Source organism: Aeribacillus sp. FSL K6-8394 (genome assembly GCF_038008865.1).
GTDB classification, from domain to species: Bacteria; Bacillota; Bacilli; order Bacillales; family Aeribacillaceae; genus Aeribacillus; species Aeribacillus composti.
In genome coordinates, this window is the sequence record NZ_JBBPAA010000001.1 from 173,334 (window position 1) to 199,205 (window position 25,872).

The 25,872-nt window shown below is 39.9% G+C and carries 22 protein-coding genes, 1 tRNA gene, 1 pseudogene and 1 riboswitch; of the genes and pseudogenes, 9 read left to right on the forward strand and 15 right to left on the reverse strand.

Annotated features, from left to right (window positions below; all coding sequences use genetic code 11):
* Positions 1-47: 47 nt before the first annotated feature.
* The 4 genes from NSR00_RS00805 to NSR00_RS00820 all read right to left on the reverse strand — a co-directional run bounded on the left by NSR00_RS00805 (position 48) and on the right by NSR00_RS00820 (position 2,690).
* Complete coding sequence (locus NSR00_RS00805) at positions 48-722, reverse strand: DUF421 domain-containing protein (RefSeq protein ID WP_327862844.1); 675 nt, start codon at positions 720-722, stop codon at positions 48-50.
* Positions 723-944: 222 nt separating this feature from the next.
* Entirely contained in the window at positions 945-1,379 is a 435-nt protein-coding gene (locus tag NSR00_RS00810; protein WP_340786261.1) for a GNAT family N-acetyltransferase, read from the reverse strand.
* Positions 1,379-1,897 carry a YjcG family protein gene (locus tag NSR00_RS00815; RefSeq protein ID WP_094245364.1) on the reverse strand — a complete coding sequence of 173 codons (519 nt, stop codon included), beginning with the start codon at positions 1,895-1,897 and terminating at the stop codon, positions 1,379-1,381. Before NSR00_RS00815 ends, NSR00_RS00810 begins: the two co-directional genes overlap by 1 nt.
* 61 nt (positions 1,898-1,958) lie before the next feature.
* Complete coding sequence (locus NSR00_RS00820) at positions 1,959-2,690, reverse strand: alpha/beta hydrolase (RefSeq protein WP_340786264.1); 732 nt, start codon at positions 2,688-2,690, stop codon at positions 1,959-1,961.
* A gap of 178 nt (positions 2,691-2,868) precedes the next feature.
* Here NSR00_RS00820 and NSR00_RS00825 point away from each other — a divergent pair, with 178 nt between their 5' ends.
* From NSR00_RS00825 to NSR00_RS00860, 8 genes are all read left to right on the forward strand, one after another.
* On the forward strand, positions 2,869-3,654 hold the full coding sequence (locus NSR00_RS00825; RefSeq protein ID WP_340786267.1) for an ABC transporter ATP-binding protein: 786 nt from the start codon (positions 2,869-2,871) through the stop codon (positions 3,652-3,654).
* Positions 3,638-4,396: an ABC transporter permease gene (locus tag NSR00_RS00830; RefSeq protein ID WP_340786270.1), complete on the forward strand. Its 759-nt coding sequence runs from the start codon at positions 3,638-3,640 to the stop codon at positions 4,394-4,396. The genes NSR00_RS00825 and NSR00_RS00830 overlap by 17 nt, the downstream gene beginning before the upstream one ends.
* Positions 4,397-4,413: 17 nt before the next feature.
* On the forward strand, positions 4,414-5,424 hold the full coding sequence (locus tag NSR00_RS00835) for an aliphatic sulfonate ABC transporter substrate-binding protein (protein ID WP_340786273.1): 1,011 nt from the start codon (positions 4,414-4,416) through the stop codon (positions 5,422-5,424).
* Positions 5,425-6,740: 1,316 nt separating this feature from the next.
* Positions 6,741-6,878: riboswitch (SAM riboswitch) on the forward strand.
* A 116-nt stretch (positions 6,879-6,994) separates the two neighbouring features.
* Positions 6,995-8,110 (forward strand): methionine biosynthesis PLP-dependent protein, encoded by a 1,116-nt coding sequence (locus NSR00_RS00840; RefSeq protein WP_340786276.1) that lies wholly within the window; start codon positions 6,995-6,997, stop codon positions 8,108-8,110.
* Positions 8,103-9,260, forward strand: a complete 1,158-nt coding sequence (gene metC, locus NSR00_RS00845) for a cystathionine beta-lyase (RefSeq protein WP_327862851.1) — start codon at positions 8,103-8,105, stop codon at positions 9,258-9,260. Before NSR00_RS00840 ends, metC begins: the two co-directional genes overlap by 8 nt.
* Positions 9,261-10,060: 800 nt before the next feature.
* Positions 10,061-11,071, forward strand: a complete 1,011-nt coding sequence (locus NSR00_RS00850) for a TAXI family TRAP transporter solute-binding subunit (RefSeq protein WP_340786285.1) — start codon at positions 10,061-10,063, stop codon at positions 11,069-11,071.
* Between the two features lie 65 nt (positions 11,072-11,136).
* The gene (locus NSR00_RS00855) at positions 11,137-11,667 is read left to right on the forward strand and encodes a DUF1850 domain-containing protein (RefSeq protein WP_094245370.1); all 531 of its coding nucleotides are present in this window, start codon (positions 11,137-11,139) and stop codon (positions 11,665-11,667) included.
* Positions 11,648-13,618, forward strand: a complete 1,971-nt coding sequence (locus tag NSR00_RS00860; protein ID WP_340786290.1) for a TRAP transporter permease — start codon at positions 11,648-11,650, stop codon at positions 13,616-13,618. The genes NSR00_RS00855 and NSR00_RS00860 overlap by 20 nt, the downstream gene beginning before the upstream one ends.
* Before the next feature lie 828 nt (positions 13,619-14,446).
* Here the strand turns inward: NSR00_RS00860 and NSR00_RS00865 are convergent.
* The 4 genes and pseudogenes from NSR00_RS00865 to NSR00_RS00880 form a co-directional block, all read right to left on the reverse strand.
* Positions 14,447-14,662 carry a DUF3006 domain-containing protein gene (locus NSR00_RS00865; protein WP_094245372.1) on the reverse strand — a complete coding sequence of 72 codons (216 nt, stop codon included), beginning with the start codon at positions 14,660-14,662 and terminating at the stop codon, positions 14,447-14,449.
* A 323-nt stretch (positions 14,663-14,985) separates the two neighbouring features.
* Positions 14,986-15,813, reverse strand: a pseudogene (locus NSR00_RS00870) (ComEC/Rec2 family competence protein); the annotation flags it as partial.
* A gap of 720 nt (positions 15,814-16,533) precedes the next feature.
* Positions 16,534-16,606: transfer RNA gene (locus NSR00_RS00875), tRNA-Val, on the reverse strand.
* A 191-nt stretch (positions 16,607-16,797) separates the two neighbouring features.
* Positions 16,798-16,941, reverse strand: coding sequence for a hypothetical protein (locus NSR00_RS00880; RefSeq protein WP_340786292.1), 144 nt, complete (start codon positions 16,939-16,941; stop codon positions 16,798-16,800).
* A gap of 103 nt (positions 16,942-17,044) precedes the next feature.
* Here NSR00_RS00880 and NSR00_RS00885 point away from each other — a divergent pair, with 103 nt between their 5' ends.
* A complete protein-coding gene (locus NSR00_RS00885; RefSeq protein ID WP_340786295.1) occupies positions 17,045-18,241 on the forward strand; it encodes an ISL3 family transposase in 1,197 nt (398 codons plus the stop codon).
* A 152-nt stretch (positions 18,242-18,393) separates the two neighbouring features.
* Here the strand turns inward: NSR00_RS00885 and NSR00_RS00890 are convergent, their stop codons facing one another.
* The 7 genes from NSR00_RS00890 to NSR00_RS00920 all read right to left on the reverse strand — a co-directional run bounded on the left by NSR00_RS00890 (position 18,394) and on the right by NSR00_RS00920 (position 25,795).
* Complete coding sequence (locus NSR00_RS00890) at positions 18,394-19,374, reverse strand: 2-hydroxyacid dehydrogenase (RefSeq protein WP_340786298.1); 981 nt, start codon at positions 19,372-19,374, stop codon at positions 18,394-18,396.
* Entirely contained in the window at positions 19,371-20,048 is a 678-nt protein-coding gene (locus NSR00_RS00895; protein ID WP_340786301.1) for an RraA family protein, read from the reverse strand. The genes NSR00_RS00890 and NSR00_RS00895 overlap by 4 nt, the downstream gene beginning before the upstream one ends.
* A gap of 90 nt (positions 20,049-20,138) precedes the next feature.
* A complete protein-coding gene (locus NSR00_RS00900; RefSeq protein WP_340786303.1) occupies positions 20,139-21,608 on the reverse strand; it encodes an aldehyde dehydrogenase family protein in 1,470 nt (489 codons plus the stop codon).
* Between the two features lie 50 nt (positions 21,609-21,658).
* Complete coding sequence (locus NSR00_RS00905) at positions 21,659-22,822, reverse strand: iron-containing alcohol dehydrogenase (protein WP_289642870.1); 1,164 nt, start codon at positions 22,820-22,822, stop codon at positions 21,659-21,661.
* A gap of 49 nt (positions 22,823-22,871) precedes the next feature.
* Positions 22,872-23,963: an Ldh family oxidoreductase gene (locus NSR00_RS00910; protein WP_340786312.1), complete on the reverse strand. Its 1,092-nt coding sequence runs from the start codon at positions 23,961-23,963 to the stop codon at positions 22,872-22,874.
* 24 nt (positions 23,964-23,987) lie between these two features.
* The gene (locus NSR00_RS00915; RefSeq protein WP_340786315.1) at positions 23,988-25,265 is read right to left on the reverse strand and encodes a TRAP transporter large permease; all 1,278 of its coding nucleotides are present in this window, start codon (positions 25,263-25,265) and stop codon (positions 23,988-23,990) included.
* Entirely contained in the window at positions 25,262-25,795 is a 534-nt protein-coding gene (locus NSR00_RS00920) for a TRAP transporter small permease (protein ID WP_340786317.1), read from the reverse strand. The genes NSR00_RS00915 and NSR00_RS00920 overlap by 4 nt, the downstream gene beginning before the upstream one ends.
* Positions 25,796-25,872: the final 77 nt, after the last annotated feature.

Sequence of the window (25,872 nt, forward strand, 5' to 3'; positions counted from 1 at the left end):
TCCAGTAAAAGCACATACATGAGTTTCATGATATGCTTCGAAACAAGCTAATATTTTTGGACAAATAATCCGTTGTTTTGATCCCATTCCGCGTAAAAAACATCTTTCGCGTCTTCCACACTGTAAGCGAGAAGCTGCTGCTGAAGCCATTTTTCATCAAAACCTGCTTCTTTTAAATTTTCACTAACCACTTCGCCGTCAACAATAATCGTGTAGGGGATGGTAGCTGGCGAAGATAAAATATTTAAATCGTTTCGGGTCGGCTTATCAAATTCCGATTTTTTCAATACGCTGATCGTGCCGTCCGTTTCAAGAACTGCGTATTCCACTTCGCGGATCGAAAAAGCTCCTTTTGCTCTTAGTAAAAGTTGAAGCTGGTTCATATCAAGCTTGTTTTTTTTCAGCTGATCACGAATAATTTTTCCTTTGTGGATGACCATTGACGGAGCTCCTTCCAGTATTCCGCGGGTTCTTCTCCATTTTTGTGTGATGAATTCCAATAAATAGATTAGCATTCCCCATATCACGACCGTAAATAATATTTTTTCAACGCCCATTTTTACATCATATACAGCATTGCCAACTAGCTCACCTAAAACGAGCGCAGAGATAAAATCGAACGTCGTGATTTGCGTAATTTGTGTTTTACCTAGTATTTTTGTCAATAGAAAAAGGGCAAAGAAACCGAAGACCAGTTCAGTGGCAATTGCTACAAATTCCATTTCCATCACCTTTGCTAAGATCGGTAATGGTTAGGTTGTCCCAACTGCCGAAATTCATGTACATTCTTTTAAAAAACTATGGGAAGTCGTGCAGTGGAGAAAATGGAGAAACATTCGAATTGATCTGAATGTAATACAGGGAGATTTTTAACCTCTTTAACACGCTTTCTGACCATTCCAAATGAAAGACCGCAATCCGCGGCCTCGTTTGGTTGTCTTTATTTATGAATGTGGATGTAACGTTTTTTCCATCGTGACATGGGGAATGCCCGCATCCATAAAAATATCGGAAACGGTTTGATATCCATGCTTTTTATAAAAATTTTCTACTTGTACTTGGGCGTTCAATTTTATTTTCTTTAATCCTTTTTCGGCCGCGAGTTTTTCAAGTGTTTCCAAAATGATATTTCCCGCTCCTTTTCCGCGGTATTGTGGCAGAACACAGATCCTCTCGAGCTTTCCGATGTTGCCAATGACACGAAATCTGCCAGCTCCAACAGGCTGATGATCGTCATAAAGCACGACATGCTCGGCAAATTCTTCATATTCATCGAGCTCAATTTCAATTGGAACGTTTTGCTCCTCTACAAACACTTTTTTTCTAACATAAAAAGCATCATTTCGTTGTTTTTCATTAATAGCTTTGACTGCCTTCATCAATCTCGTCCTTCTCCAAGCAGGAATGTTTCATAAACAGTCCATGAGCCGTTTTCTAATTGATACAAAATATGGAATCGGTCGATCGTTTCCTCATGTTGAATTTTTAACATTTTTAAACGGCCGAGAACGTCAGAATGTTCATCATCCGATAAATTTTGTCCAATTGTAATGTGAGGTACGAAAGCGTATTCAGGCTTCTCTTTAAATTTTCCTTGATGGAGAAGCTCATGCAATTTTGTTAATTCCGGATTTGGTTCAACTTTTAAATAAATAACGTTATTGACAGGAGCAAATGAACTGAATTTGTAGACAGAGAGTTTAAAAGGCTTCACTTGTTTCGCAATTTTCCTAAGTTCTTTCACAATATCGCCAATTTCTTTTTCGTCAGCTTCAAACGGAGCCTTCAATGTTAAATGAGGAGGGACAAGCGCATAATGCGGATCGTAACGTTTTCTATATGAGTTGGCAATGTCTTGCAACTTTTTTGAAGGAAATAACACAATTCCGTACTTCATTTTTTTGGCCTCCTTGATATTTACTCGTATTCTTTATTATAACAACTTAAAGAATGAATTTTCATGATATAGCAAACATTTTTTTTAATATGTCTTTCAACAGCGGCTGCCAATATGTCCAGCGGTGATCGCCGTCAAATTCTTCATAAATACATTCGAATCCTTTATGTACCATTTGTTCATGAAGTTTTTGATTGATTGTATAAAAATCTTTTATTTTCCCATCAGTCGTTTTTACAGCCGTTTCCTGTTTCCCGATTTGATGATAAATAGATAGTAAAGAGGGCTGTGAAAAAGCATCGATCGCTTCTAACACCTTTCCATCCACATATGGTGATTGCATGATCACTTTTCCAAATGTATGCGGATAATGAAGCGCTGCCATAAGCGAAACGGTTGCAGCTAGAGAATCGCCGATAAGCGCGCGACCTCTTCCTAATGGCAAAAGCGGAAAACGTTCTTCTAAAAATGGAATTAATTCATGAGCTAAAAAACGGATATAACTGTTGAACTGGCTTCCATCGGGATGATATTTTCTTCTTCGATCTTGAATGTCTTTATAAGGAATGCCAACGACAATCAAATCTTCAATCGTTTGCTCCTCCGTTAACTCCTCAACAAAACGCGCGATCCTTCCCAGTTTAAAATAGTCTCCGCCATCTTGAGCAATGAGAAGATGATGATGAGATAATGGAGAAAAGGAAGTCGGCAAATACATGAGCAAAGAAACTTCTTCCCCCAGCTCTTCGCTAAAAAACGTTTCTTCTTTTATAGGTGCGACTTTTTGGGCCATACCAATTCCTCCAAAATTGACTAATAACCAGTTAGGCTGGACTTCTCATTATTTTATCACTCTTTTGAAAAGTCTCCAACAAATAAAAAGGTTGACAAAATAAAAAATGTTTATATTATAATGATAACGACTAATCCGATAAGATAGGTAAGAATGATCATATACTGGGGGAATCACTTTGTCTGTCCAAATTGCGCAAATTTCAAAAACATTTCAACACCATGGCGTCTCCCAAACGGTTCTTGACCAAATTGATTTGACTGTGCAGAAAGGAGAGTTTGTTTCCATTCTTGGCCCTTCCGGCTGCGGAAAGTCGACGTTATTATCGATCGTTGCCGGGTTAACAGCCCCCACATCGGGAAAAGTGCTGGTAAACGGGAAGGAAATAAAGGGACCTGGAAGCGACCGGGGAGTAGTGTTCCAACAGGCAGCCCTTTTTCCATGGCTGACAGTTGAGGAAAATGTCATGTTTCCGCTGAAGAAAAAAATGCCGAAGGAAGAAGCGAAAAAAAAGGCGCACGAATATTTGGCCATGGTTCAATTAAGCCAATATGCCAAGCATTCTCCGCACGAGCTTTCCGGCGGCATGCAGCAGCGCGTATCGATCGCAAGAGCTTTGGCGATGGATCCTGAGGTGCTCTTAATGGATGAGCCGTTCGGAGCGTTGGATGAGCAGACGAGATCACGCCTGCACGAAGTGTTGGAAAAAATTTGGATCGATACGAAAAAAACAATTCTTTTTGTTACGCACAGCATTCAAGAATCGTTAAAATTATCGGACCGTATTATTGTCATGGGTACAAGGCCTGGGAGAATTATTGATGAAATAGAAGTGTCTTTTCCGAGACCTCGCGATGAATTTAGGAAGCAGCTGGCTGAATATGAAGAGCGCATTCAAAAGCTGTTGAAGTCAGAAATAGATAAAGTAGTGAAAGAGGAAGAAAGTTATGCAGCAGGTCGTTAAACGAATCATTTTTTATGCAGCCGCATTGGGTATATGGGAAGCAATCGTCAAGCTGTTAAATATTAAGGCTGTCGTCTTTCCGGCTCCGAGCGATATTTTTCAGGCATTGTGGAACGGTTTTGCTGATTTAACTCTTGTTTATGATTTGCTGGCAAGTTTTCAGCGGCTGGCAATCGGGCTTGTAATTGCTCTAATTCTTGGAACGGTGCTAGGGGTTATTTTGGCAAAATCGAAAGTAATTGATGATACCATTGGCTCTTTAATTTTGCCGTTGCAAAGCGTGCCGAGCATCGTTTGGCTGCCTCTAGCCATCATCTGGTTCGGGTTAAATGAAAAAGCGATCATTTTTATTGTCGTGCTCGGTGGAACGCTTGTGATGACATTGAATATGCGGACAGGCATTAAAAGCGTTCCTCCAATATATACAAATGCGGCAAGGACAATGGATTACAGCGGATTTTCACTGTTTACTCATGTGATTTTTCCTGCAGCCATTCCGCATGCAGTAACTGGTGCAAGGCTTGCTTGGGCGTTTGGGTGGAGAGGCCTAATGGGTAGCGAGCTGCTAAGCACCGGCCCGGGTTTAGGCTATACGTTAAAATTCGCATCAGATTTTGGCGATATGGCGTTAGTGATGGGCATTATATTTATCATTGCCTTAATTGGAATTTTAGTAGATTTAGTTTTTTTCAGCAGAATTGAAAAGAAAGTGATGAAAAAATGGGGATTGCTTGAACAATAAAGGAGGAAGTTGAGATTATGAAGAGAAAAGGTTTGCTGCTATCATTTATCACCTTGTTGTTAATTGGGATTTTATCTGCCTGCGGAGCCGGCGGAGGGAATGAGGCATCAGGAAAAGAGAAAAGCGGAAAAAATAAAGTAGTCATCGGCTATTTCCCAAATATTGACCATGTTCCGGCGATGATTGCGAAGGAAAAGGGCTACTATGAAGAAGCACTAGGGGATCAGGTAGAGATTGAATATAAAACTTTTCCGGATGGCGGCGCTTTTATGACAGCGTTGAAAACCGGCGAAATTGACGCTGGGCTTGTCGGTCCAGCTCCTGTCATGAATAACTATTCTAATGGTGCAGACGTGAAAATTATTGCCGGTGCGTCATCTGGGGGTACTGTCGTCGTAGCAAGCAAAAAAAGCGGAATCGAAAGCTTAGATGATATTCATAATAAAACATTCATTACTCCTGGTGTCGGCTGCACTCACGATGTCCAATTTGAAACGTACTTGCAAGATTACGACATTGCTTCATCAAGAATCGGCGGCACATTAAAGCATACAACTGGAAACCCGGCACAATATCAAGCTTTCTTTGAATCGGGAAAAGTGGATTTAGCCGCTGTGCCTGAGCCTTGGGCTTCATTATTAATTAAAGACGGGGCGAAAGTGATTGTCGATACGAAAGATATCGCCTATGGCACAACGCTTCCGAACACTGTTTTAGTGACGAGCAACAAATTTATTAAAGAAAGTAAAGATTTAGTTCAAAATATTGTCAAAGCCCACAAAAAAGCAGTCGACTTCATCAATAAAAACAAAGAGGAAGCACGCGATATTGCCATTCAATCGATTAAAGAAATAACAAATCAAGAGCTTGACCCAGAAATTATCGACAGCGCTTGGGAACGTGTCCGCTATACAACCGAAGTGGATGAAAAAGTTCTTCAAGACTTTTCTAACTCTTCTTATGACTTGAAATTTTTAAAAGAAAAACCGGATCTTACAGGTCTTGTAGATACAAGCTTTTTGAATTAAGTAATAAACCCCCTATACAGAAGCTTTTTGATATTATGCGGCTTCTGGATAGGGGGGTTATTTTGTTGATGTAAATTCAAGATGAAGCAGTTGTTAAAACAGGGCTTATCCCAAAAGTTGTTTATGACTATGCCTGTATATTGGGATTCTGTTGTTGTGAGAGCTTTTTATGCAAATCGCTCGAATAAGCTCCCGTTTTTTCACATTGTTTGGAGCTGTCCAGAAAGTCAAAATCCATTGAAAACGAATCAACATTTCTAAAACATTAAAGGGGCGTCTATAAGCCGGAAAATCGACTTATTAGACAGCGCCTATATGAATTTCAATTTCTCCATTTGGGCCGTATTTTTCAAAATCATATGTGTAAGCACGCTCTACTTAAACCAGTTTCTTCTTGCTTCCAAATCTTACTCCAAGTTTTAAAAATGCCTTGTTCGTCCGTTGTATCTACTTGAAAAACTTTATTTTCATGTTCCTCGAGATTTCAATTAAAAGCTTCCCCATTATTTTCTTCAATTGCAATGCTTAATAAATAATCTCCTCTGTAGTCGCTTTCATAATCATAATAAATTCCGTACACATTGTTTTGATGATGTTCCAGTTTTTAGAAAGCGTTTTCTCACATAATTTTGATTTGCCCCATCATTTGCTCGTCATGAAAATTATTGGTTCGTATGCTGTCGATCATATACAGCATCATAAACAGTCTTTCCTTTCCATAATATTGATAAAAAAGAGAAGGCGCATCAGTAAAGAATGTTCAGCAAATTTTCCAACGGCACGTTTATGTTCATCTTTTTTTTGCTTCTCAGCTTCACCTGCAAAACAAATATCGCATCTTCGTTCTCCGTTCAGCTGCTTTATGGAATACGGGTTCGTTTGACTGAAGTTGGCGAAAAATTTATCAAACGATTAGTTTGCTAATTCAATCGTTTCATTCTCTGTTTATTAAATTCTCTTAAAATTTTCCAATTCCTCTAAAGAAGATCACCTCGTTCACAATTTTTCTCCAAATACGACAGCTTCCGAATTGGATATTTATATTTTAAAATCTATTAAAATTTGGGAAGCCTCAAGGGAAAATAAAACCACTTCATTGAAATGATGGAGGATCAAGGTGATCCATACAAAAAAATTTCCCTTTTGGCTTTCGCAAAAAAACATTTCAAGAATCGACGGATTATTTAAAGAATGTTCTTATTTTTCTTTAGTTTTACTGAAAATAAATCAAAGTTATCGGAATTGTTGGCAGGAAACGTCTTGAATTTTTTTTAAAACTGAGGTAAAGTTATACCTATCAAAAGTTCATATCGGAATTCTTATCGAGAGAGGCGGAGGGAACTGGCCCGAAGAAGTCTCAGCAACCGGTACAAGGACGGCGGCATGATAACCTTTGTACCAAGGTGCTAAATCCAGCAAGCATTTTGCCGTAAGATATGCTTGGAAGATAAGAAGGAGCCAAACAATAAACGCCTTCTTCTTATGAAGAGGGCGTTTTATTTTTAAAGCCTCCTCTACAGGCAATGAAAGCAGCACATTTTTACTAACTAAAAAAGGAGGAAAGTCAAAGATGAATATTGAAACAGTTTTGGCCCAATTAGGAAATCGAAGTGAAGCTCTTACAGGAACAGTAAGCGCCCCCATTTATTTGTCCACAGCCTACCGGCATAAAGGAATAGGTGAATCAACAGGTTATGATTACACTCGGACAAAAAATCCAACGAGAGAGCTTGTCGAGGACGCCATAGCCAAATTGGAGGGAGCCGATCAAGGATTTGCATTTTCTTCCGGAATGGCAGCGATTCAGACGATTATGGCTTTATTTAAAAGTGGAGATGAACTGATCGTTTCAAAAGATTTATATGGCGGGACATACCGCTTGTTTGAAGAAGAGTGGCGCAAATACGGTCTTTCCTTCCACTATGACGATTTTACGTCTCGCGAATATACGGAATCATTAATAAACGAAAATACTAAAGCGATTTTTCTAGAAACGCCCACTAATCCGCTTATGCAGGAAACATCGATTTCCTCGTTGGCGGAATTGGCCCGGAAGCACAATTTGCTGCTGATCGTTGACAATACGTTCTACACACCTGTTTTGCAGCGTCCGATTGAAGAAGGAGCGCATATCGTGATTCACAGCGCAACGAAATATTTAGGCGGTCACAACGATGTCCTTGCCGGCCTGGTCTGTGCAAAAGGGAAAGAAATTTGCGAAAAATTAGCCATGCATCAAAATGCAATTGGTGCGGTATTATCTCCTTTTGATTCGTGGCTGCTGCTTAGAGGAATGAAAACTTTATCATTGAGAATGGACAAACATCAGGAAAATGCAAGGGAACTGGCGGCATATTTAAAAGAGCTTCCTGAAATTGATGATGTATTATATCCTGGCAGAGGCGGAATGCTTTCCTTCCGTGTGAAAAAAGAAGAATGGGTCAACCCGTTTTTGCAGAATCTGAAATTAATCTGTTTTGCGGAAAGCCTTGGAGGGGTAGAAAGCTTTATAACGTATCCAGCTACCCAAACTCATGCGGATATTCCGGAAGAAATCCGAATTCAAAACGGTGTATGCAACCGGCTTCTCCGTTTTTCTGTAGGGATTGAAAGCGTGGAGGATTTGAAGGAAGATCTCAAGCAGGCATTGCAAGCAGCTGCGAAAGGGGATTTACTAAATGCATGACCAATGGAGCTTTCAAACAAAATTGATTCATAATAAACATAAGGTTGACCCGACAACCGGTGCTGTCAGCGTGGCGATTCAGCAAGCGTCAACGTTCCATCAGCAAACATTGGATGAATCTCCTGAATTTGACTACAGCCGTTCAGGAAATCCAACACGAAAAGCGTTGGAAGAGGCGATTGCCGAACTGGAAGGCGGAGTGAGAGGCTTTGCGTTTGCTTCTGGGATGGCCGCTATATCAACAGCTTTTCTCTTACTTTCTTCCGGTGATCATGTTTTGGTTACAGAAGATGTGTACGGCGGAACATACCGGATCGTTGCCGATGTTTTATCGCGCTTTGGCATTGAATATACGTTTGTCGATATGACAGATCTTAATGAGGTGGAAGCCAATATTCGACCAAACACGAAAGTCATTTATATTGAAACGCCTTCCAATCCGTTATTGAAAATCACCGACATCCGTGCAGTTGTCAAACTTGCCAAAAAATACGGTTGTTTAACATTTGTCGACAACACGTTTATGACACCTGCTTTGCAGCGTCCATTGGATTTGGGGGCAGATGTCGTCTTGCACAGTGCAACAAAATTTCTTGCTGGACATAGCGACTGCTTAGCGGGATTGGCGGTTGTAAAGGATAAAAAGCTTGGTGAGGAGCTTTATAAGTTGCAAAACGCTTTTGGCGCTGTTTTAGGGCCTCATGACTGCTGGCTTGTGCTTAGAGGATTGAAAACACTCCAGGTTCGGCTTAATCAATCGGCAGAAACAGCACTCCAATTGGCAAAATTTTTGCAAAATCACCCTTCAGTGCGAAAAGTGTATTATCCCGGATTAGACGGCCATGCGGGGGCGGACATTCATCGGAAACAAAGCGGAGGTGCGGGTGCGGTTTTATCTTTTGAACTTAAAGACGAAAAAGCGGTGAAAACACTTGCATCCAACATTGAGCTCCCGGTGTTTGCCGTCAGCTTAGGGGCAGTAGAGTCCATCTTGTCCTATCCGGCGAAAATGTCCCACGCAGCAATGCCGAAAGAAGAAAGAGAAAAAAGAGGGATTACGGACGGATTGCTTCGCTTAAGCGTCGGTTTGGAAAGCTTTGAGGACTTGAGACGCGATTTGCAGCATGGACTGGACAAAATTCTTGCATAAGCAATGATTTTCATGAAAATCACTCATAAGAACAGGGGCATGTCCCCTGTTTCTTTTTTTGTGCGCCCGGCATGGGTGTAATCTATAGGGTGAAAGTCCCGAGCTGCGAAGGCAGAAGTAGCAGTTAGCTTAACGCAAGGGTGTCCGTGGTGACGCGGAATCTGAAGGAAGCGAGCGGCAAACTTCCGGTCTGAGGAACACGAACTTCATATGAGGCTAGGTATCACTGGGTGAGTTTGCAAGACAAAACAAAGCCCTTTCTGCCGAAGGTGATACAGAGTAAATGAAGCAGATGGATGGAAGGAAAGATTACACTCTTACCCGGGGAGGTCTGGCTGGCACGCCAAGTAACCTTGGTAACCTATCTAGTGATAGATAGCTGAACAGTCAGAAGTCAGCAGAGGTCATAGTATTAGTTGGTCTAGAACAACTAAGAAGGACCGAACAATTAAGAGAGAATAGCCCTTGGCATTCAGTGAGTCATGATGAACACAGAAAACGTAGTACCTCACTTGAGGGAGGAAGCGGTGAATCCCGTGGGAGATCTCTTGGAGGGTGGAGTGACCACTGGCATAAAGAGAACAGCTATTCACGGAAGTTATAAAGACTTGCGTCAATTATCTTAATTGAACCGCCGTATACGGAACCGTACGTACGGTGGTGTGAGAGGACGGGAGTTAATCGCTCCCTCCTACTCGATTGTAAGGAAAATTGACAATTATTTGACATTATTTTATTTATTTGTGATATTATAGTTAATGTGTTATATAAAAAAGAATTTTTAAAGGGGGATGTTATGTATGAGCAAGAGGGGGAGCGGTTTGTTCTTTGCCATTCTCCTCGCTTTTGCGTTGATTCTATCCGCCTGCGGAAACAACAATGGCGGCGGAAATCAAGGCGGCGGGAGTGAAGGAGGAAAGAGCAGCGGAGGCGGAGACAATAAAACACTAAGCCTTTTGACTGGAGGAACGGGCGGTACATATTATCCGCTTGGCGGTTCGATGGCGCAAATTATTTCAGACGAGACAGATTATAATGCAAATGCCCAATCTTCTGGCGCTTCTGCTGAAAATATGCAAGCACTTAAAAACGGTGAAGCAGATATTGCCTTCTCGCAAACTGATATTGCTGCTTATGCATTAAACGGTGAATTGATGTTCAAAGACAATAAAGTCGACAATGTTAAAGCAATTGGGACTTTATATCCGGAGACGGTACAAATTATTACAACAAAAGGTAGCGGCATTAATTCTGTTGAAGATTTGAAAGGCAAGTCGGTTTCCGTTGGTGCCCCTGGGTCTGGAGTGAATGCAAACGCACAGCAAATTTTAGAAATTCATGGATTAAGCTTTGATGATATTAAAGCGCAAAGCTTATCTTTTGACGAATCAACGGACGGCATTCAATCCGGGAGCATAGACGCTGCATTCATTACTGCAGGGACACCGACGGCTGCAGTTGAATCGCTCTCAGCACAAAAAGAAATTAAAGTAATTCCGATTGCCGATGACAAAATCAAACAATTGATCGAAAAATATCCTTACTATGCAGAGGATACAGTTCCAAAAGGGACTTATAAAATTCCTGAAGATGTGAAAACTGTTGCCGTAAAAGCAATGCTAGTTGTTCGTGATGACATGCCAGAAGATGATGTCTACGCCATCACAAAAGCGATTTTTGAGAATACGGATAAAATCACCCACGCAAAAGGCAAATTAATTAAGGCGGAGACGGCGCTTGACGGCATTGGCGATCTGCCGTTGCACCCCGGCGCTGAAAAATATTTTTCTGAAAAAGGAGTTCAAAAATAAAGTGCGACGATAGGCCGAATTGTTCGGTCTATCCTTTTCATTTCTTTTTATTTGGTGGGGGTTTCATGAGGTCATGGCGGCAAGTGTTTATCATTGGTTTTCTCCTTCTCATCGCAACCATTGCCTTTTTGCTTTTCTTTCCTTTTACCGAAACCATCGCTTTTTATCAAGAAGACCGTGAAGAATTGTTGGCTTTTTTGCCTATCCAAGATGACAACTCTTTTCAAATACAATACACCCATTCCATTCATCTGACCGATGTCGTGGAGACATATGAATTACGCAATAAGGAAATTGTGCAAACAGAGCTACAGTTTGAAAATTTTGCTATCGGCATGCCTTCCAATGTCGAAGGAAATGAAAAATTTGTAGAAAAAGATGGAAAATATTTGATTAAAAATATGAATCGGCGGTTTCCGTATATTGATTTGCGGGTTGGACTAGTTAGAGCAGATCACCGGGTCATTTATAAAGAAAACGTTTACAAGTTGTCGAATTATATTAGACCCGGTACATGGGTTAGAATAAAACCTGCTAAGCTGAGCTATTGGGAAAGGCTGAAAGGAGTTGAAATCAGTGAGCAAAGAAAAATTTGAAGTAATTTCGGAAGAAGAACAGCAAGCTTTAATTGAAAAATACGACCCTGAAGCGGGTACCAGAAAACTAAAAGGCGTTTTGGGAGGCATTGTTTTTGCCGGATTGTTGGCCTTCTCCCTGTTTCAGGTATATACAGCAATTTTCGGTGTTTTTACAGCACAAATCCAACGCTCCGTCCATCTTGGGTTTGCTTTAGCCTTAATCTTCCTGTTATTCCCAGCCAACCGCAAAAAGAAAAAGGAATATAAATTTCAAGTGGCGTGGTATGATATCGTTCTTGCGCTTTTGAGCGTTGTCGTGGGGGCGTATTGGCCGCTGTTTATTAACGATATTGTCATGAGAGTAGGGATGCTTACAGAAACGGATTTTTATATTGGCATCATCGCTATTTTGCTAGTTTTAGAGGCAACGCGCCGTGCAGTGGGTTTGCCGATCACCATCATCGCTCTTCTTTTTTTAGCGTACGCTTATTTCGGTCCTTATATGCCGGATTTCCTTCAACACAGCGGACTTAGTTTTGATCGGATTGTGCAAACGATGTTTTTTACGACGGAAGGAATACTCGGAACCCCGCTTGGAGTGTCATCAACCTTCATCTTTTTGTTTCTCCTTTTCGGCTCCTTTTTAATCAGAACAGGGATCGGTCAATATTTTAATGATTTGGCCGTTGCTGTTGCAGGACGCAGAATTGGCGGTCCTGCAAAAGTAGCTATTTTTTCCAGCGCTCTTCAAGGAACGATCAGCGGAAGCTCAGTTGCCAATGTCGTCACATCCGGCGCGTTTACCATCCCGATGATGAAAAAGCTTGGTTATAACAAAGATTTTGCAGGAGCGGTGGAGGCTTCTTCATCTACAGGCGGTCAGTTAATGCCGCCGATCATGGGTGCAGCTGCGTTTTTAATGGTTGAATTTATCGGGAACGGCATTACGTATTGGGACATTGCCAAAGCGGCAGCTATTCCGGCTATTCTATATTTTGCAGGGATTTGGATCATGACTCATTTTGAAGCAAAGCGAATCGGTTTAAGAGGCTTGTCAAAAGAAGAAATGCCGAATCGGAAAGAAATTTTGAAAAAACTGCATTTGTTAGCCCCGATCGTTGTTATTATTATTTTGCTAATGTCAGGAGTGACCGTTACACATGCTGCCATTTATTCGATATGTATTTCGATTGTCGCTGGATTTTTAAATCGTGAGAATCGGATGACATTTAAGGATATTGTATTAGCGCTCGTCGACGGCGCCCGTACAGCGTTAGGGGTTGCGGCAGCAACAGCCGCTGCTGGAATTATTGTCGGCGTTGTGACGAAAACCGGGCTTGGTTTGAAGCTTGCCAACGGGCTGCTTGATATCGCCGGGGGCAATCTCATTCCGACATTAATGCTGACGATGATAGCTTCGTTGATTCTTGGAATGGGTTCGCCGACTACAGCGAACTATGTTATTACCTCAACGATTGCTGCACCAGCGATTATTTTGTTAGGAGTACCTGATCTGTCTGCACATTTATTTGTGTTCTATTTCGGGATTATTGCCGACATTACACCGCCAGTAGCCCTTGCAGCCTTTGCCGCAGCCGGTGTATCAGGAGGAGAACCGATCCGAACGGGAATTCACTCTTCAAAATTGGCAATCGCCGCCTTTATCATTCCGTATATTTTCGTTTTGTCTCCGCAAATGTTAATGATTGATACGACATGGATTGGAATTTTATGGGTAGTCTTTACGGCGTTTTGTGGAATGATCGCAATTGGAGCCGGGATGATCGGATATTGGATGAGAAAAATGCATTTGATTGAACGAATTGCTGCGGTCGTGGGCGGGCTGTTGCTGATTTATCCAGAACGTTTTTCAGACATAACAGGTCTCATCATTTTCATCGCATTATATGCGTTTCAATATATATGGAAATACGGAGCTGATCAAAAAGTGAAAGGTGAAAGCATATAAAGAAGACAGGTTGTTATGAAGAATCGATCCAATGATTAGAACATGATTCTACAGATGGATCATTGAGACGCAGAATAAACGCGGAGAGCCATTCACATTGGAACGAACAAAATCAGGATAAAATGTCGGGGAGCTTGAAAGAGATGTGTTGGAATCGATCCATAAATTTGCAGAAGACGTTCTCCAAAAGGATGATATGACTCAGCTTGTTTTGTTATGCGAAAAATAAAACTGGTTTTTTGACAGGCTGAATTGCTTGTAAAAATGAAAAAGGGGCAAACAAAATTGAAAATACAGCAAGCTTCTAAAAATCTTTTGGGGAACGGCTGCTCGTGTGTGTAAGCGGTTGATAGCGGGACAGTTTTATATCATAAATAAAAAAAGAGCCTGCAGAAAACTTATTTTTCCGTTTTAGACTGCATGATTTGAAATGCGAGGCTTGTTGGTTCATAACGATTATTTTATAGCATGATTTTTTCCAATTGTTGAGTATACAAACTTTCTATCAATCCAGTAAGATCGTCCCTTTTCGGTACGAACATTGTGAGTCCGATTTATTTTTGTGCTGCAAAATTCAAAATGTTGTTTAAGAAAAACCGCTTTATGTCATGAATAGGGGGGAATGGAGCGGCATATCAACCTAGACGGCAAAATGAAATCCGATAGAAAACGAAAATTTAAATCTATAAAAAGCCAAGCATAGAGGAAAAAATGAATGATCAGCTCTATACGCACGATTCTAAAACGGCAAAAAATAATGAAGTGGAAGCATCATTTGACACTTCCGCTTCAATCATATTTGCTTGAAATCTTAATTGAAAAAAACGATTAATCTTCAAACAATTCGTCCATTAACTCTTCAATTTCTTGTCTTCGTTTGCTTGTTTCTTGTTTATCGACATAATAACGGTTATTTTTCTGAATAATTACATCTCCCGTTTCTGCGTTTTTAGGCAACTGGCTTTTTAAAATTTCGATTATTTTGCCGTTTTCATCTTCGCAGACTGCGATGTCATTTTCAAATCGATCAATAATAAATTTCATAATGTCCCACCTTATCTAGGAGTGAAAGATGTTTGTGCTTTATAAGTTTTGTTTTTATAAGTGGCTGATACATCGATTTTAACAGTATAACCTTTTTCAGCACGGCCGATTTTTACCGACAATGGCTTGCCAATAGTACCGGTATAAGTGGTGTTTTTGCTTTTATATTTAAAAACAGCTTTATATTTTGTTCCATTTGGCAGCCCTTTTACATTCAGTTTTATTGTTGAGTTTTGCTTTGGAGTTTTGTTATCGACACTTGCTGTTAATTTGTAGCTAGTTGGTTTGCTTGCTGCACCGGACGATGCCGCTTTTACATTAAAGGAAAGATTGGAGCCGTTCGTTGTTGCCACAATATGGCCTTGTTTATTCGTTCTAAAAGTGTTTATTTTGTATGCTTTCAGTCGATTGATCACATCTTGAGTAGGATGGCCGTATGAGTTCTTGCCGACGGAAATGACGGCATATGTCGGTTTTACTGAGTTTAACAGCGCTGTGCTTGTAGATGTTTTGGCGCCATGGTGTCCTACTTTTAGGACGTTAGCTCGCAAATTTTGTTTAGCTTTAATCATATCCGTTTCTGCATTAAGTTCCGCATCGCCAGTGAAAAGAAATGATTTTTTACCGTAAGTAAGCTTTAAAACAGCACTCCAGTTGTTTAAGTCGCTTTTTGGATATGCTTTGACAGGCCCAACGAATTTTGCGGTAACTCCTTTGATCGGCAAAGCAACATTTGCTTGAGCGGTCTTTATTTTTTTGCCTTCACGCTTAACAGCATTTAAAAAGTCTTTGTAGCTTTCCGTCGTATGGCTTACTTTTGGCGCATACACTTGCTCTACTCGAAAAGCAGATAGGACAGTGTCCAGACCGCCAATATGATCTGCGTCCGGATGAGTTGCAATCATTATTTCGATATCATCCACTTTTTGCTTTTTCAAATAATTAACAACGTCATCTCCATAACTGTTATTTCCGCCATCAATGAGAATATCTTCTCCATTCGGAGCTTTTATGTAAATTGCGTCTCCTTGTCCGACATTAATAAAATGAACATACATATTTTTTGCCTGAGCGCTTGTTGTTTCGTGAAACGGCATCAGCAAAAAAGAAAGTGCGAACACTATCGAAAACAATAGCTTACGTAATTTCATCAAAATCCCTCCGAGTACTGAATAGATCAAATTGATTATACAGCGTGGTAGGAAAAATTTACAAGATTTAATTTAGAAAATTTAATTTTTTTTACAAAAAATTAAATTTTCTAGTCTAATTGAACTAAAGTCTCATCCGGTTTTTTCATGCCAAAAAAAGAAGCCGACCCTATAGGCTTGGATCGGCCTAAACAGACAAAGGTCTGTACATTTTTAATTTTGTTGAAATCGGGTCATCCCAAAATTTAATTTTTCAAACGCAACTGTTGGTGAATGGAGGAATCAAAAAGTTTAGGTAAAAAACTAGTTTACATATTTTAAACAAGGAGAAACGTAATTTGTTAAAAACAATTGATAAGAAGATTAAATAAAACATTGTGTTGCTAATTATTATTGTCGCCATTCGGTCGCCAAATTCGTCGCCAATTAGCCCGCTGTACCTAACTTTATTTAAAGTTAAAACATATTACCCAGTCAAAAAAAGGTGAATATAACTAAAATTGTTAAAAAATATAATATGGCCGCAAGAAATGGAAAATTTGAATGATATAAAAGGCGTAAACAAAATTTACATTTGGAAAAAATTACAAGTTAAATAGTCTGTTGAATAAACCTGATATTTTAATGTTTCGCCGTCAAAAAGTCGGCAAAAAAGAAGAGAAAAAGAAAACGCGATTCTTGTATTTCACAAGAACCACGTCATACTAAGGTTTTTAATGATGATTCCGACTGGGCTCGAACCAGCGACCTCCACCCTGTCAAGGTGGCGCTCTCCCTGCTGAGCTACGGAATCATATTAACAAAACAGATGAATTTCTAATGCGTTTTTTTGACAATATCTATTGTAATGTTGTTAAAAAAATATGTCAAGCCTCAATATGCAAGTTAAAACAACCTGCCAAAAACAGGTTCAGCAGGCCAACTCCCGGAACGGTGCAGGGAGGGTGGGGAACAATCCCCAAGAACCCTCCTTTTCTTGCACATCTAGCTCCGGTCAATCAACTGCGCACTCATAATGCCTTTGGCCACCAGCTTGCCCTGATGCAGCACATCGATTTCTACTTTACCAAATTTGCGGCCCAGTTCAAACAGGCGAGGGTGGATTTGAATTTTTTGTTCAATTTGCATGGTCATTTTTTGTGAGAAGTAGTGTAAGATGACATGAAAAAACTCGCTATTTCCTGGCAATCCTTGTCATAGGCAAAAACAAAACGATTGGAGGAAATAGCGAGTGAAAACAGATATCCGTTTACCACTAGGATTGCCAGAGTTTACGGTTTTAAAACAAGAAATCACGGAAAATAAAGTTGTGATTCAGGTGGAGACAGTGGATCCCCCTGAGCGTTGTCCTTACTGTGGTTTTCAAGAGTTGAAAAAGCATGATCAACGCCTGAGAAGCGTACGTGACCTGCCCATTCATAACCGACCGGTTTATTTGATCATCCAACTCAAGCGTTGGCACTGTACCAACTGTCAGGAAATCTTTGATGAACACCTCCCATCTGTACCAAAAAGCAAACATCAAACTCATCGTTTCAGAAAATATGTTTTCGACATGTGTCACGGAGTGACCATCAGTTATGTGAGTCGGCAGGTCCATCTGCCCTATAAGACCGTTGAACGCATTTATTACGACCTCGCTGAACAGGAAATAAATAAAGTTGAATCCTCCGGATGTATTGGTATTGATGAAATTGCTGTGCGCAAAGGACATGTTTATGAAACCGTTGTTACAGACTTAGTGTCAGGTCAAGTTCATGAGATGGGAGCCAACCGTGACTATGAATCAGCATTGGATGTCATGAGCACATTATGTGAGCAAGACATTCACCTCATTGTCATGGATATGTGGCGCCCGTATTATAAAGCGGCCCAAACGTTATTTCCTCATGCTACAATTGTGATCGATAAATATCATGTGGTTCAAAAAGTCAATCAGGCTTTTGATGTGATCCGCAAATCTGTATCTAAAGAGTTGAAAGGGGTAAAGAACGGGCGCTTTGCCTTGCTTAAACGTCATTTCCGTCTAACCGACAAACAAAATAAGAAGCTAGATGAATATCACAGTCAATCAGAGGAGCTAGCCTATGCTTATTACCTGAAAGAGTGGTTTTATGATCTCTATGAGCAACATGACTCTAACCAGGCAGAAACATTCCTGGATACCTGGATTCAGGCAGCCCTTCAAAGTCCATTCAAGCCTTTTCATGATTTCAGCAAGACACTGGTGACTTGGAAAACTCATATTTTAGCCTATTTTCGGTTACCCTATACCAATGCAAGGACAGAAGGTACAAACCATAAGATTAAGAACCTTAAAAGAAGGGCTTATGGCTACCGGAATAGAGAACGATTTAGGTTAAGAGTTAAGCTTGAATGTGGCTGTTTTCAACAAGATCATTCCCTTCTTCACTTCGCCTCAGCATAGATGATGTCGCTTCAAGCCTCAAGCCAAAAGCGCTTGACCCTTTCGCTCCATCATCTGTTTGTTGGCTAAGAGAAGAAGGAGATTTTACAGCCTATTCAAGGCCCGGAAATGTGCGAGCTCCACAAAAAATGACGAAGAGCCTCAAAATGAAATTATGCTCTAATCAATTCTGTATTTACAAGATATTTAGGAACCTTACCGGCTAATGCTTGAAGCATGTTTTCTGCAGTCAATTCTGCCATTTTCATTCTCGTTTTTAAACTTGCACTTCCGATATGAGGCAATGCAACTACATTTGGTAATGAAAGAAGGGGATGATCTACAGGTATTGGTTCCTGTTCAAAGACATCCAATCCAGCAGCCCATATCGTTCCATTTTTTAAAGCTTCATACAAAGCTTTTTCATCTACCACGCCACCTCGTGAGGTATTTATCAAAATTGCTGTCTTTTTCATAAGTGACAATTCTTCTTTTCCGATCATATGATGTGTCTCTGGTGTATAAGGAGTAAGTAGACATACGTAATCGGATTCTTTTAACAGGGACTGCAAATCAACATACGTAGCTCCTAGTTTTTCTTCCACATTCGGTTTTCTACTCCTATTGTAGTAAAGTACTTTCATGGAAAACCCACGCGCCCGTTTTGCCACCGCTTCTCCAATTCTTCCCATTCCTATTATTCCTATCGTTGCCCCAAAAATATCTTGTCCCGTTAACAACATAGGAGACCATGTCCGCCATTTCCCTTGTTTTAAATAATCAGATGCTTCCACCAAACGACGTGCTGTTGCCATCAATAGAGCAAAAGTTAAATCTGCCGTTGTTTCAGTTAATACACCTGGTGTATTGGTAACCATAATTCCTCTTCGAGTCGCAGCAGCAACATCGATATTGTTGTATCCTACTGCCATATTGCTAATAACTTTTAGTTTTTCTGCTCTCTGTAATAAATCTTCATCAATTTTATCTGTCAAAAGGCAAAATATTCCTTCCACTTTGTTAATCTGTTGCTCCAAAACATCACGAGGTACGGGAATATCTTCTTTTTCCCAGATTTGAACTTCACAAACACTCTTCATTTTGTTTAATACATTTTCCGGAATTTTTCGTGTTACAAATACTTTTGGTTTCAAATTCCCTCACAACCCTTCTTTCGTAACAACTCGTCTACCCAATTACGCTCTAATGTTCCATTTTCAATGGAAGATAAAATTTCTTTTTCCTTCTCCACAGTTTTTTCTACTTTTATTGCTAATTCTTCTGCAAATTCAGTTGGTATAACTACAATTCCATCCATATCCGCTACAATTAAATCCCCCGGATTCACCACCATCCCTCCTATTTGTATCGGCACATTAATCTCTCCTGGTCCATCTTTATATGGGCCGCGATGAGTAATTCCCTTTGCATATATAGGGTAGTTTAATTGACGAATGGCCTCAGAATCACGAATAGCTCCATCGATTATAAATCCTTCAATCCCCTTTTTCATTGCAATCCGAACCATAATCTCACCCATTATGGAATGTGTAACATCTCCACCTGCATCAACTACAATAACATCTCCCTGTCCAGCCATTTCAATCGCCTTATGCACCATCAGATTATCACCTGGACGAGTTTTTACCGTAAAAGCTGATCCAACCAATTTGCCACTACAATGAATTGGACGAATAGCTGCATCAACTGCATTTAGACGATTCATATTGTCAGATATATGAGGTGTAACAAAATTCCTATATTTTTTTAACAACTCTTCTGAAACCTTTCTGACTCTTGGTAAAATCCGAAAACCTAAGTTAGACATTTTAAATCTCACCCCTTGAAAATATTTCCAGAAACCGGTTTTAGGAACCGGTTTCTGAAATCGTTTTAAATATAACTTATTTAATTACATTTATTTATACTGTGTATATACTACTTTTAATTCGGTATAGAAATCCTTGTTTGTTGAACCAATAGAATAAGGGCCTAAACCAGAATTTTTAACTCCGCCAAACGGCATATGCCCCTCACTGATAGTTCCATTATTAATATGAATCATTCCGGATTCTACATCTTCAGTAAAATCGTATACGTACTCCATTTTATTCGTGAAAATGGCCGCAGTTAATCCATATTCTGTATCGTTGCAAACATCAATAGCCTTTTTAAACGAATCTACACGAATAATTACCAATACAGGACCGAAGATCTCCTCTTTAGCAACTTTCATTTCAGGAGTTACATTTGTTATCACAGTCGGTTCATAATAATAGCCCTTCTCATATACACCTCCATGTAACCTCTTTCCGCCTATCAAGATATTCGCACCATCTTGCTCAGCTGATTTTACATATTCCTCAATGGTATTCAGCGCATCTTCACTGACTACAGGGCCAATTTCTGTTTCAGGGTCCATCCCGTTTCCAACTATAAATTTCTTCACTCGCTCAACGATTAATTTCTCTAATTGATCCGCATGTTCTTCCAATACAATCACGCGACTGATTGCTGTACATCTTTGTCCAGCATTGGTAAACGCTGAATTTACTATTTCAGTAGCTGCTCTTTCCAAATCTTCATATTCCGCTACTACTACCGGATTTTTTCCTCCCATTTCCAATTGAACTTTTGTGAAATTGCCTGCGGCTACTTTATTAATATTTCTACCTACTGCTGTTGAACCTGTAAACGATACTCCTTTAACTAATGGATGGCTAACCAAAGCATCCCCAAGTGATTTTCCGCTTCCCATCACAAGATTGACAGTTCCTGATGGAAGCCCGGCTTTTTGAAATAATTCAGTCAGTAAAATAGCGGTCAAAGGTGTATTTGTCGCAGGTTTAAAGACTACAGTACATCCAGCAATTAATGCAGGCACTATCTTTCTTAAAGGAGTTAAGACAGGAAAATTCCATGGAGTAATAGCTGCAACAACACCAATCGGTACACGAATGACGGTATTGGTCACACCTTTACGATCGCTTGGAAGTGTTATTCCTTCCAAACGAGCGGCTTCCCCAGCTACATATCGCATTTCCTTCACACCACGAATTACTTCGGTTAAGGCTTCCTTATATGGTTTTCCTTGTTCTTTCGTTAAAGCCTCTGCAATCCGTTCTCTATGGTCATGTAAAAGTTGAATAAAGCGATATATATACTCTGCACGTTCAGAAGCGGGTACCTTTCTCCAAGATTTAAAAGCCTCGTCTGCAGCAACAACTGCCTTTTCAACATCTTCTGCCGTTGACAAAGGAAATTTTCCAAGCACTTCTTCCGTATTAGCAGGATTATGGATATAATAATATTCTTTTGTACTACCATCCACCCAATGACCATTAATAAAATTTTGATATGGTTGAACTTTTGTTTTTTCTACATTCATTTCAATGTACCTCCTTAACCTTGACTTATTTTAATTTATTTAACTCTTAATCATAAGGACATACGAACTATTTCTTTTAGGTCTTCCAAAGTTGGCGTTCGTGGATTAACAGCCACGTTGCCGCTTTCCATTCCTTCACGGGCAATATATTCTAGGTCTTCCTCAGATACCCCGTATTCACGCAATCCCTTCGGAATCCCGATATCTTCATTTAATTTTTTAATCGCACTAACGGATAATTCGGCAGCCTTTCTCAGTGATAAACCATCGGTATTTTCTCCGAATATCTCCGCAATATCTTTAAACTTTTCCAGATTTCCTACCAAATTAAATTGCATAACTTGAGGGAGGAGTATAGCATTGGCAACACCGTGAGGAACTTTATATTTACCCCCCAATGGCATACATAAAGCATGCGCCAAACCTAATCTCGTAGGATTAAACGCCATAGCAGCAATCGTACTGGCTAAAAGCATATTATAGCGTGCTTCCAGATTATCTCCCTGTGCCACGGCTTTTCTTAGGCTTTTTGCTATAAGTCTCATGCTTTCACGTGAAAGAGCCTCAGAAATTGGTTGAGTGGCTTTATTTACATATGACTCTAATGCATGAGTTAGCGCATCCATTCCTGTTGCTGCCGTTATGTTTGCCGGCAACGTTAACGTTAACGTCGGATCACAAATCGCCAATGTCGGAGCCAAATATTTGCCCCCGATACCGTATTTACGATCATTCTCTTTTTCAGAAATGACCGTCCAAATGGTCACTTCACTTCCTGTTCCAGCTGTTGTTGGAATGCATATGGTCGGAAGCCCAGGATTGGGAATGTTATTCAAACCAGCATATTGTGTAATTTTTCCTTTATTTTTTACCATAATTGATACTGCTTTTGCGGCATCCAGCGCACTCCCTCCTCCCACACCGATAACAAGGTCCGTTGAAAAAGCTTTAGCCTCTGCTGTCGCTCTATCAATCGTTTTGACATCCGGCTCTCTCTCAACATCGGTAAATTGTTGAAAACAAATATTATCTTTTTTTAAAATAGACGTTACTCGCTCAAGAATCCCAGCTTGTTCTACTCCAGGGTCAGAAACAACGAATACTCTTGTTCCTTTTAAAGCTTTCACCCAATGTGAAAGTTCATCAATTGCATTGTTTCCAAAAACAATTTCTGTTGGCAATTCATACTTAAAGATCCTGTTTAATAAATTCATTTCTAATCTCTCCCTCGTACCATATGTTGTTCAACTGATTTTTTCGCTCTCACGAATCAGGGACTACATTTTTTCCGATGGACTTATCGACATATAGATATTCCTCAATATTTACTCCTACCTCCTCGCCAACTGCTTTGATATCCTCGTAAACTTCCTTCGTAAGAAAAATCCCTTCAACACGTCTTTTCTTCTCATTGTTAAATTCGATCTCACCAGGCAAATAAATTTCATCCACACCATGAGCTTTTGGAGAGCTTTTGATCTCTTCGATCATTTGATCCACTCTTTGTTTAAACTTTTCAACAGGCATAAACCTGGAAATATCAATCAGTTGAAAAAAATGCCCTACATTTTGCGGTTTATCAAAATCTCCGTAAATATTGTTTACATATGGACCGAAACCGGCACCTGTCAGTACTCCACTCATAATATCTATCATAAGGGAAATTGCATATCCTTTTGGACCTCCAAAGGGAAGAACAGATCCATCCAAAGCTGCTTTTGCGTCAGTCGTTGGCTTTCCTTCCTTATCGATGGCCCAACCTAATGGAATTTCTTTCCCTTCCCTGGCAGCAGTTATTATTTTGCCGCGTGCAACAACGCTTGTTGCCATATCTAAAATAATAGGATTATACTTACCTGCTGGTACTCCAAAAGCAAATGGATTTGTACCAATGTACGGTTTAATACCTCCCCATGGCGCCATCGTAGAAGGGGCATTTGACATAGCATACGTTATCATATCCTTTTTAACACCCATTTGTACGAAAAAAGCGCCCGTTCCAAAGTGATTTGAATGCTTAACACCTATAAAGACCGCACCGTTTTTACGTGCTTTTTCCAAGCCAAGTTCAATAGCCTTCTTACCTACAATTTGACCCATACCGTTATCGCCGTCGATTAGAAGAGTAGCATCACTTTCTTCCAAAATCTTGACATTCGGTTTTGGATTCACCACACCCAATTTCAATCGTTTTACATAGATCGGAAGACGAGTAACACCATGAGAATCCACACCACGTAAATTTGCTCCTACTAAGCTATCTGCCACCACCTTACTATCTTCTTGGGAAAGACCTACGTTTTGTAAAATCTTACAAACATACTCTTTTAGTTTATCAGGAAAAAACCGGACCATCTTTCATCCCCCTTTCCAGGATAATTACGTAAGCCAGTCGATCGGCACGGTAACAATAGAAGGAAAGAAAACTAGAAGAAGCAAAATTATAAGTTTAACTAATAAGAAAGGCCATATTCCTCTCATAACTTCCGCCATGCTCACCTTTCCAATGCTGCAAGCTACGTTAAGAACTGAGCCTACAGGAGGCGTAAGTAGACCTATACTGCAATTCAAGACGAGTAAAACTCCAAAATAGACCGGATCAATACCCGCTTCAGTGATTATTGGCATAAGAACAGGTGTTAGTATGAGAATAATCGGTGTCAAATCCATTGCCATACCTATAAATAATACAATTATATTAATAAGAATCAGAAGAAGTAAAGGATTTTCAATTAAGGATCCCAACGAATTTGCCAATTGCATTGGAATATTCGCAAAGGCAATCAACCATGCTGGTACCATCGCTGCTGCAACAAGGAACATGACTACGCTAGTAGTTTTAGCAGAATCAACCAATACTTTATACAAATCCTTTACATTCAGTTCACGATAAATGATAGTACCAACTAACAGAGCGTAAAAGGCTGCCACAACGCCCGCTTCTGTTGGAGTAAATATTCCACCACGTAAACCTCCTACAATAATTACTGGTAGAAACAGAGCCCACACAGCTTCTTTTGATGCTATTAACATTTCACGAAACGATTTTCGAGTATAAACTTCTACTTGTTCATTACGTGTAATCAACCACCAGGTAATCATTAAACCTATACCCATCAAAAGACCAGGAACAATCCCCCCTATAAACAATTTAGTAATTGATACCCCTCCGGTTATTCCAAAAATAATCATCGGAATACTTGGAGGAAGTACAGGTGCAATAATCCCACTGGCTGCAACTAATCCAGTTGAACGATTACGTTTATAGCCAGCTTTGACCATCATCGGAATTAAAACTGCTCCTAGAGCGGCGGTATCAGCAACCGCTGAACCTGATAAACCTGCTAAAAGAACTCCTGCAATTATCGTGACATAACCTAACCCCCCACGAATATGACCCACCAATGACAAGGCAAAATTAACCATCCGTCTGGACATCCCTCCTTTATTCATTAATTCTCCAGCAAGGATAAAGAAAGGTATTGCCATTAATGGAAAATTATCTGCTCCCTTTATCAAATTTTGTGCAACAATTTGAGTATCAAAAATATCTAGATAATACATTAACGCAACTCCGCTGGCCAAAAGAGCAAATGCAATGGGAATCCCTAATATTATCATTGCAATAAGTGAGGCAACAAAAACAGTTAATGTCATTTCTTATTCCCCCTTTGCTTAACAAATACCTCAAATTCTGTTGATTTACCAATTTCATTTGATTGCTCTTTTTTAAACCAGACACAATAAGTCCTATAAATGACTATTGCCCACATACAGACAGACATCACGATACCTACTAGAAAAATAGAGGACAAAGGCAATCCTATAGCTGGTGAATAATTATTAACATTAAGCAGTGTCATCTTCCAACTTCCATGTAGTATTATTAACAGAAGAAAGAGAATAACTATTTGTCCTATTACGTATATTAACTTATATAAATTGGGTGGTAATTTCCTAAGAAGTAAGTCTACTCCCAGGTGCTTATTATCTTTTAATGCTCCAATGGCTCCAAGAAATGTCATCCACACAAAAAGGAATCGCGCTAACTCCTCTGACCATGTTAAACCGGAATTAAATACATATCTTAATATGACATTTCCAAATACAAAAATGGACATCAATCCTATAGAAAGGGCCATTAAAAAATTCAATAATTTTTCAAGAATAATAGAGCGGATCCTCAAGTTATCACCTCTATTTCATCATTACATTCTTTGAAGAGAACAGGAGCATTTGCTACTGTCCTAACAAAATTCAATAT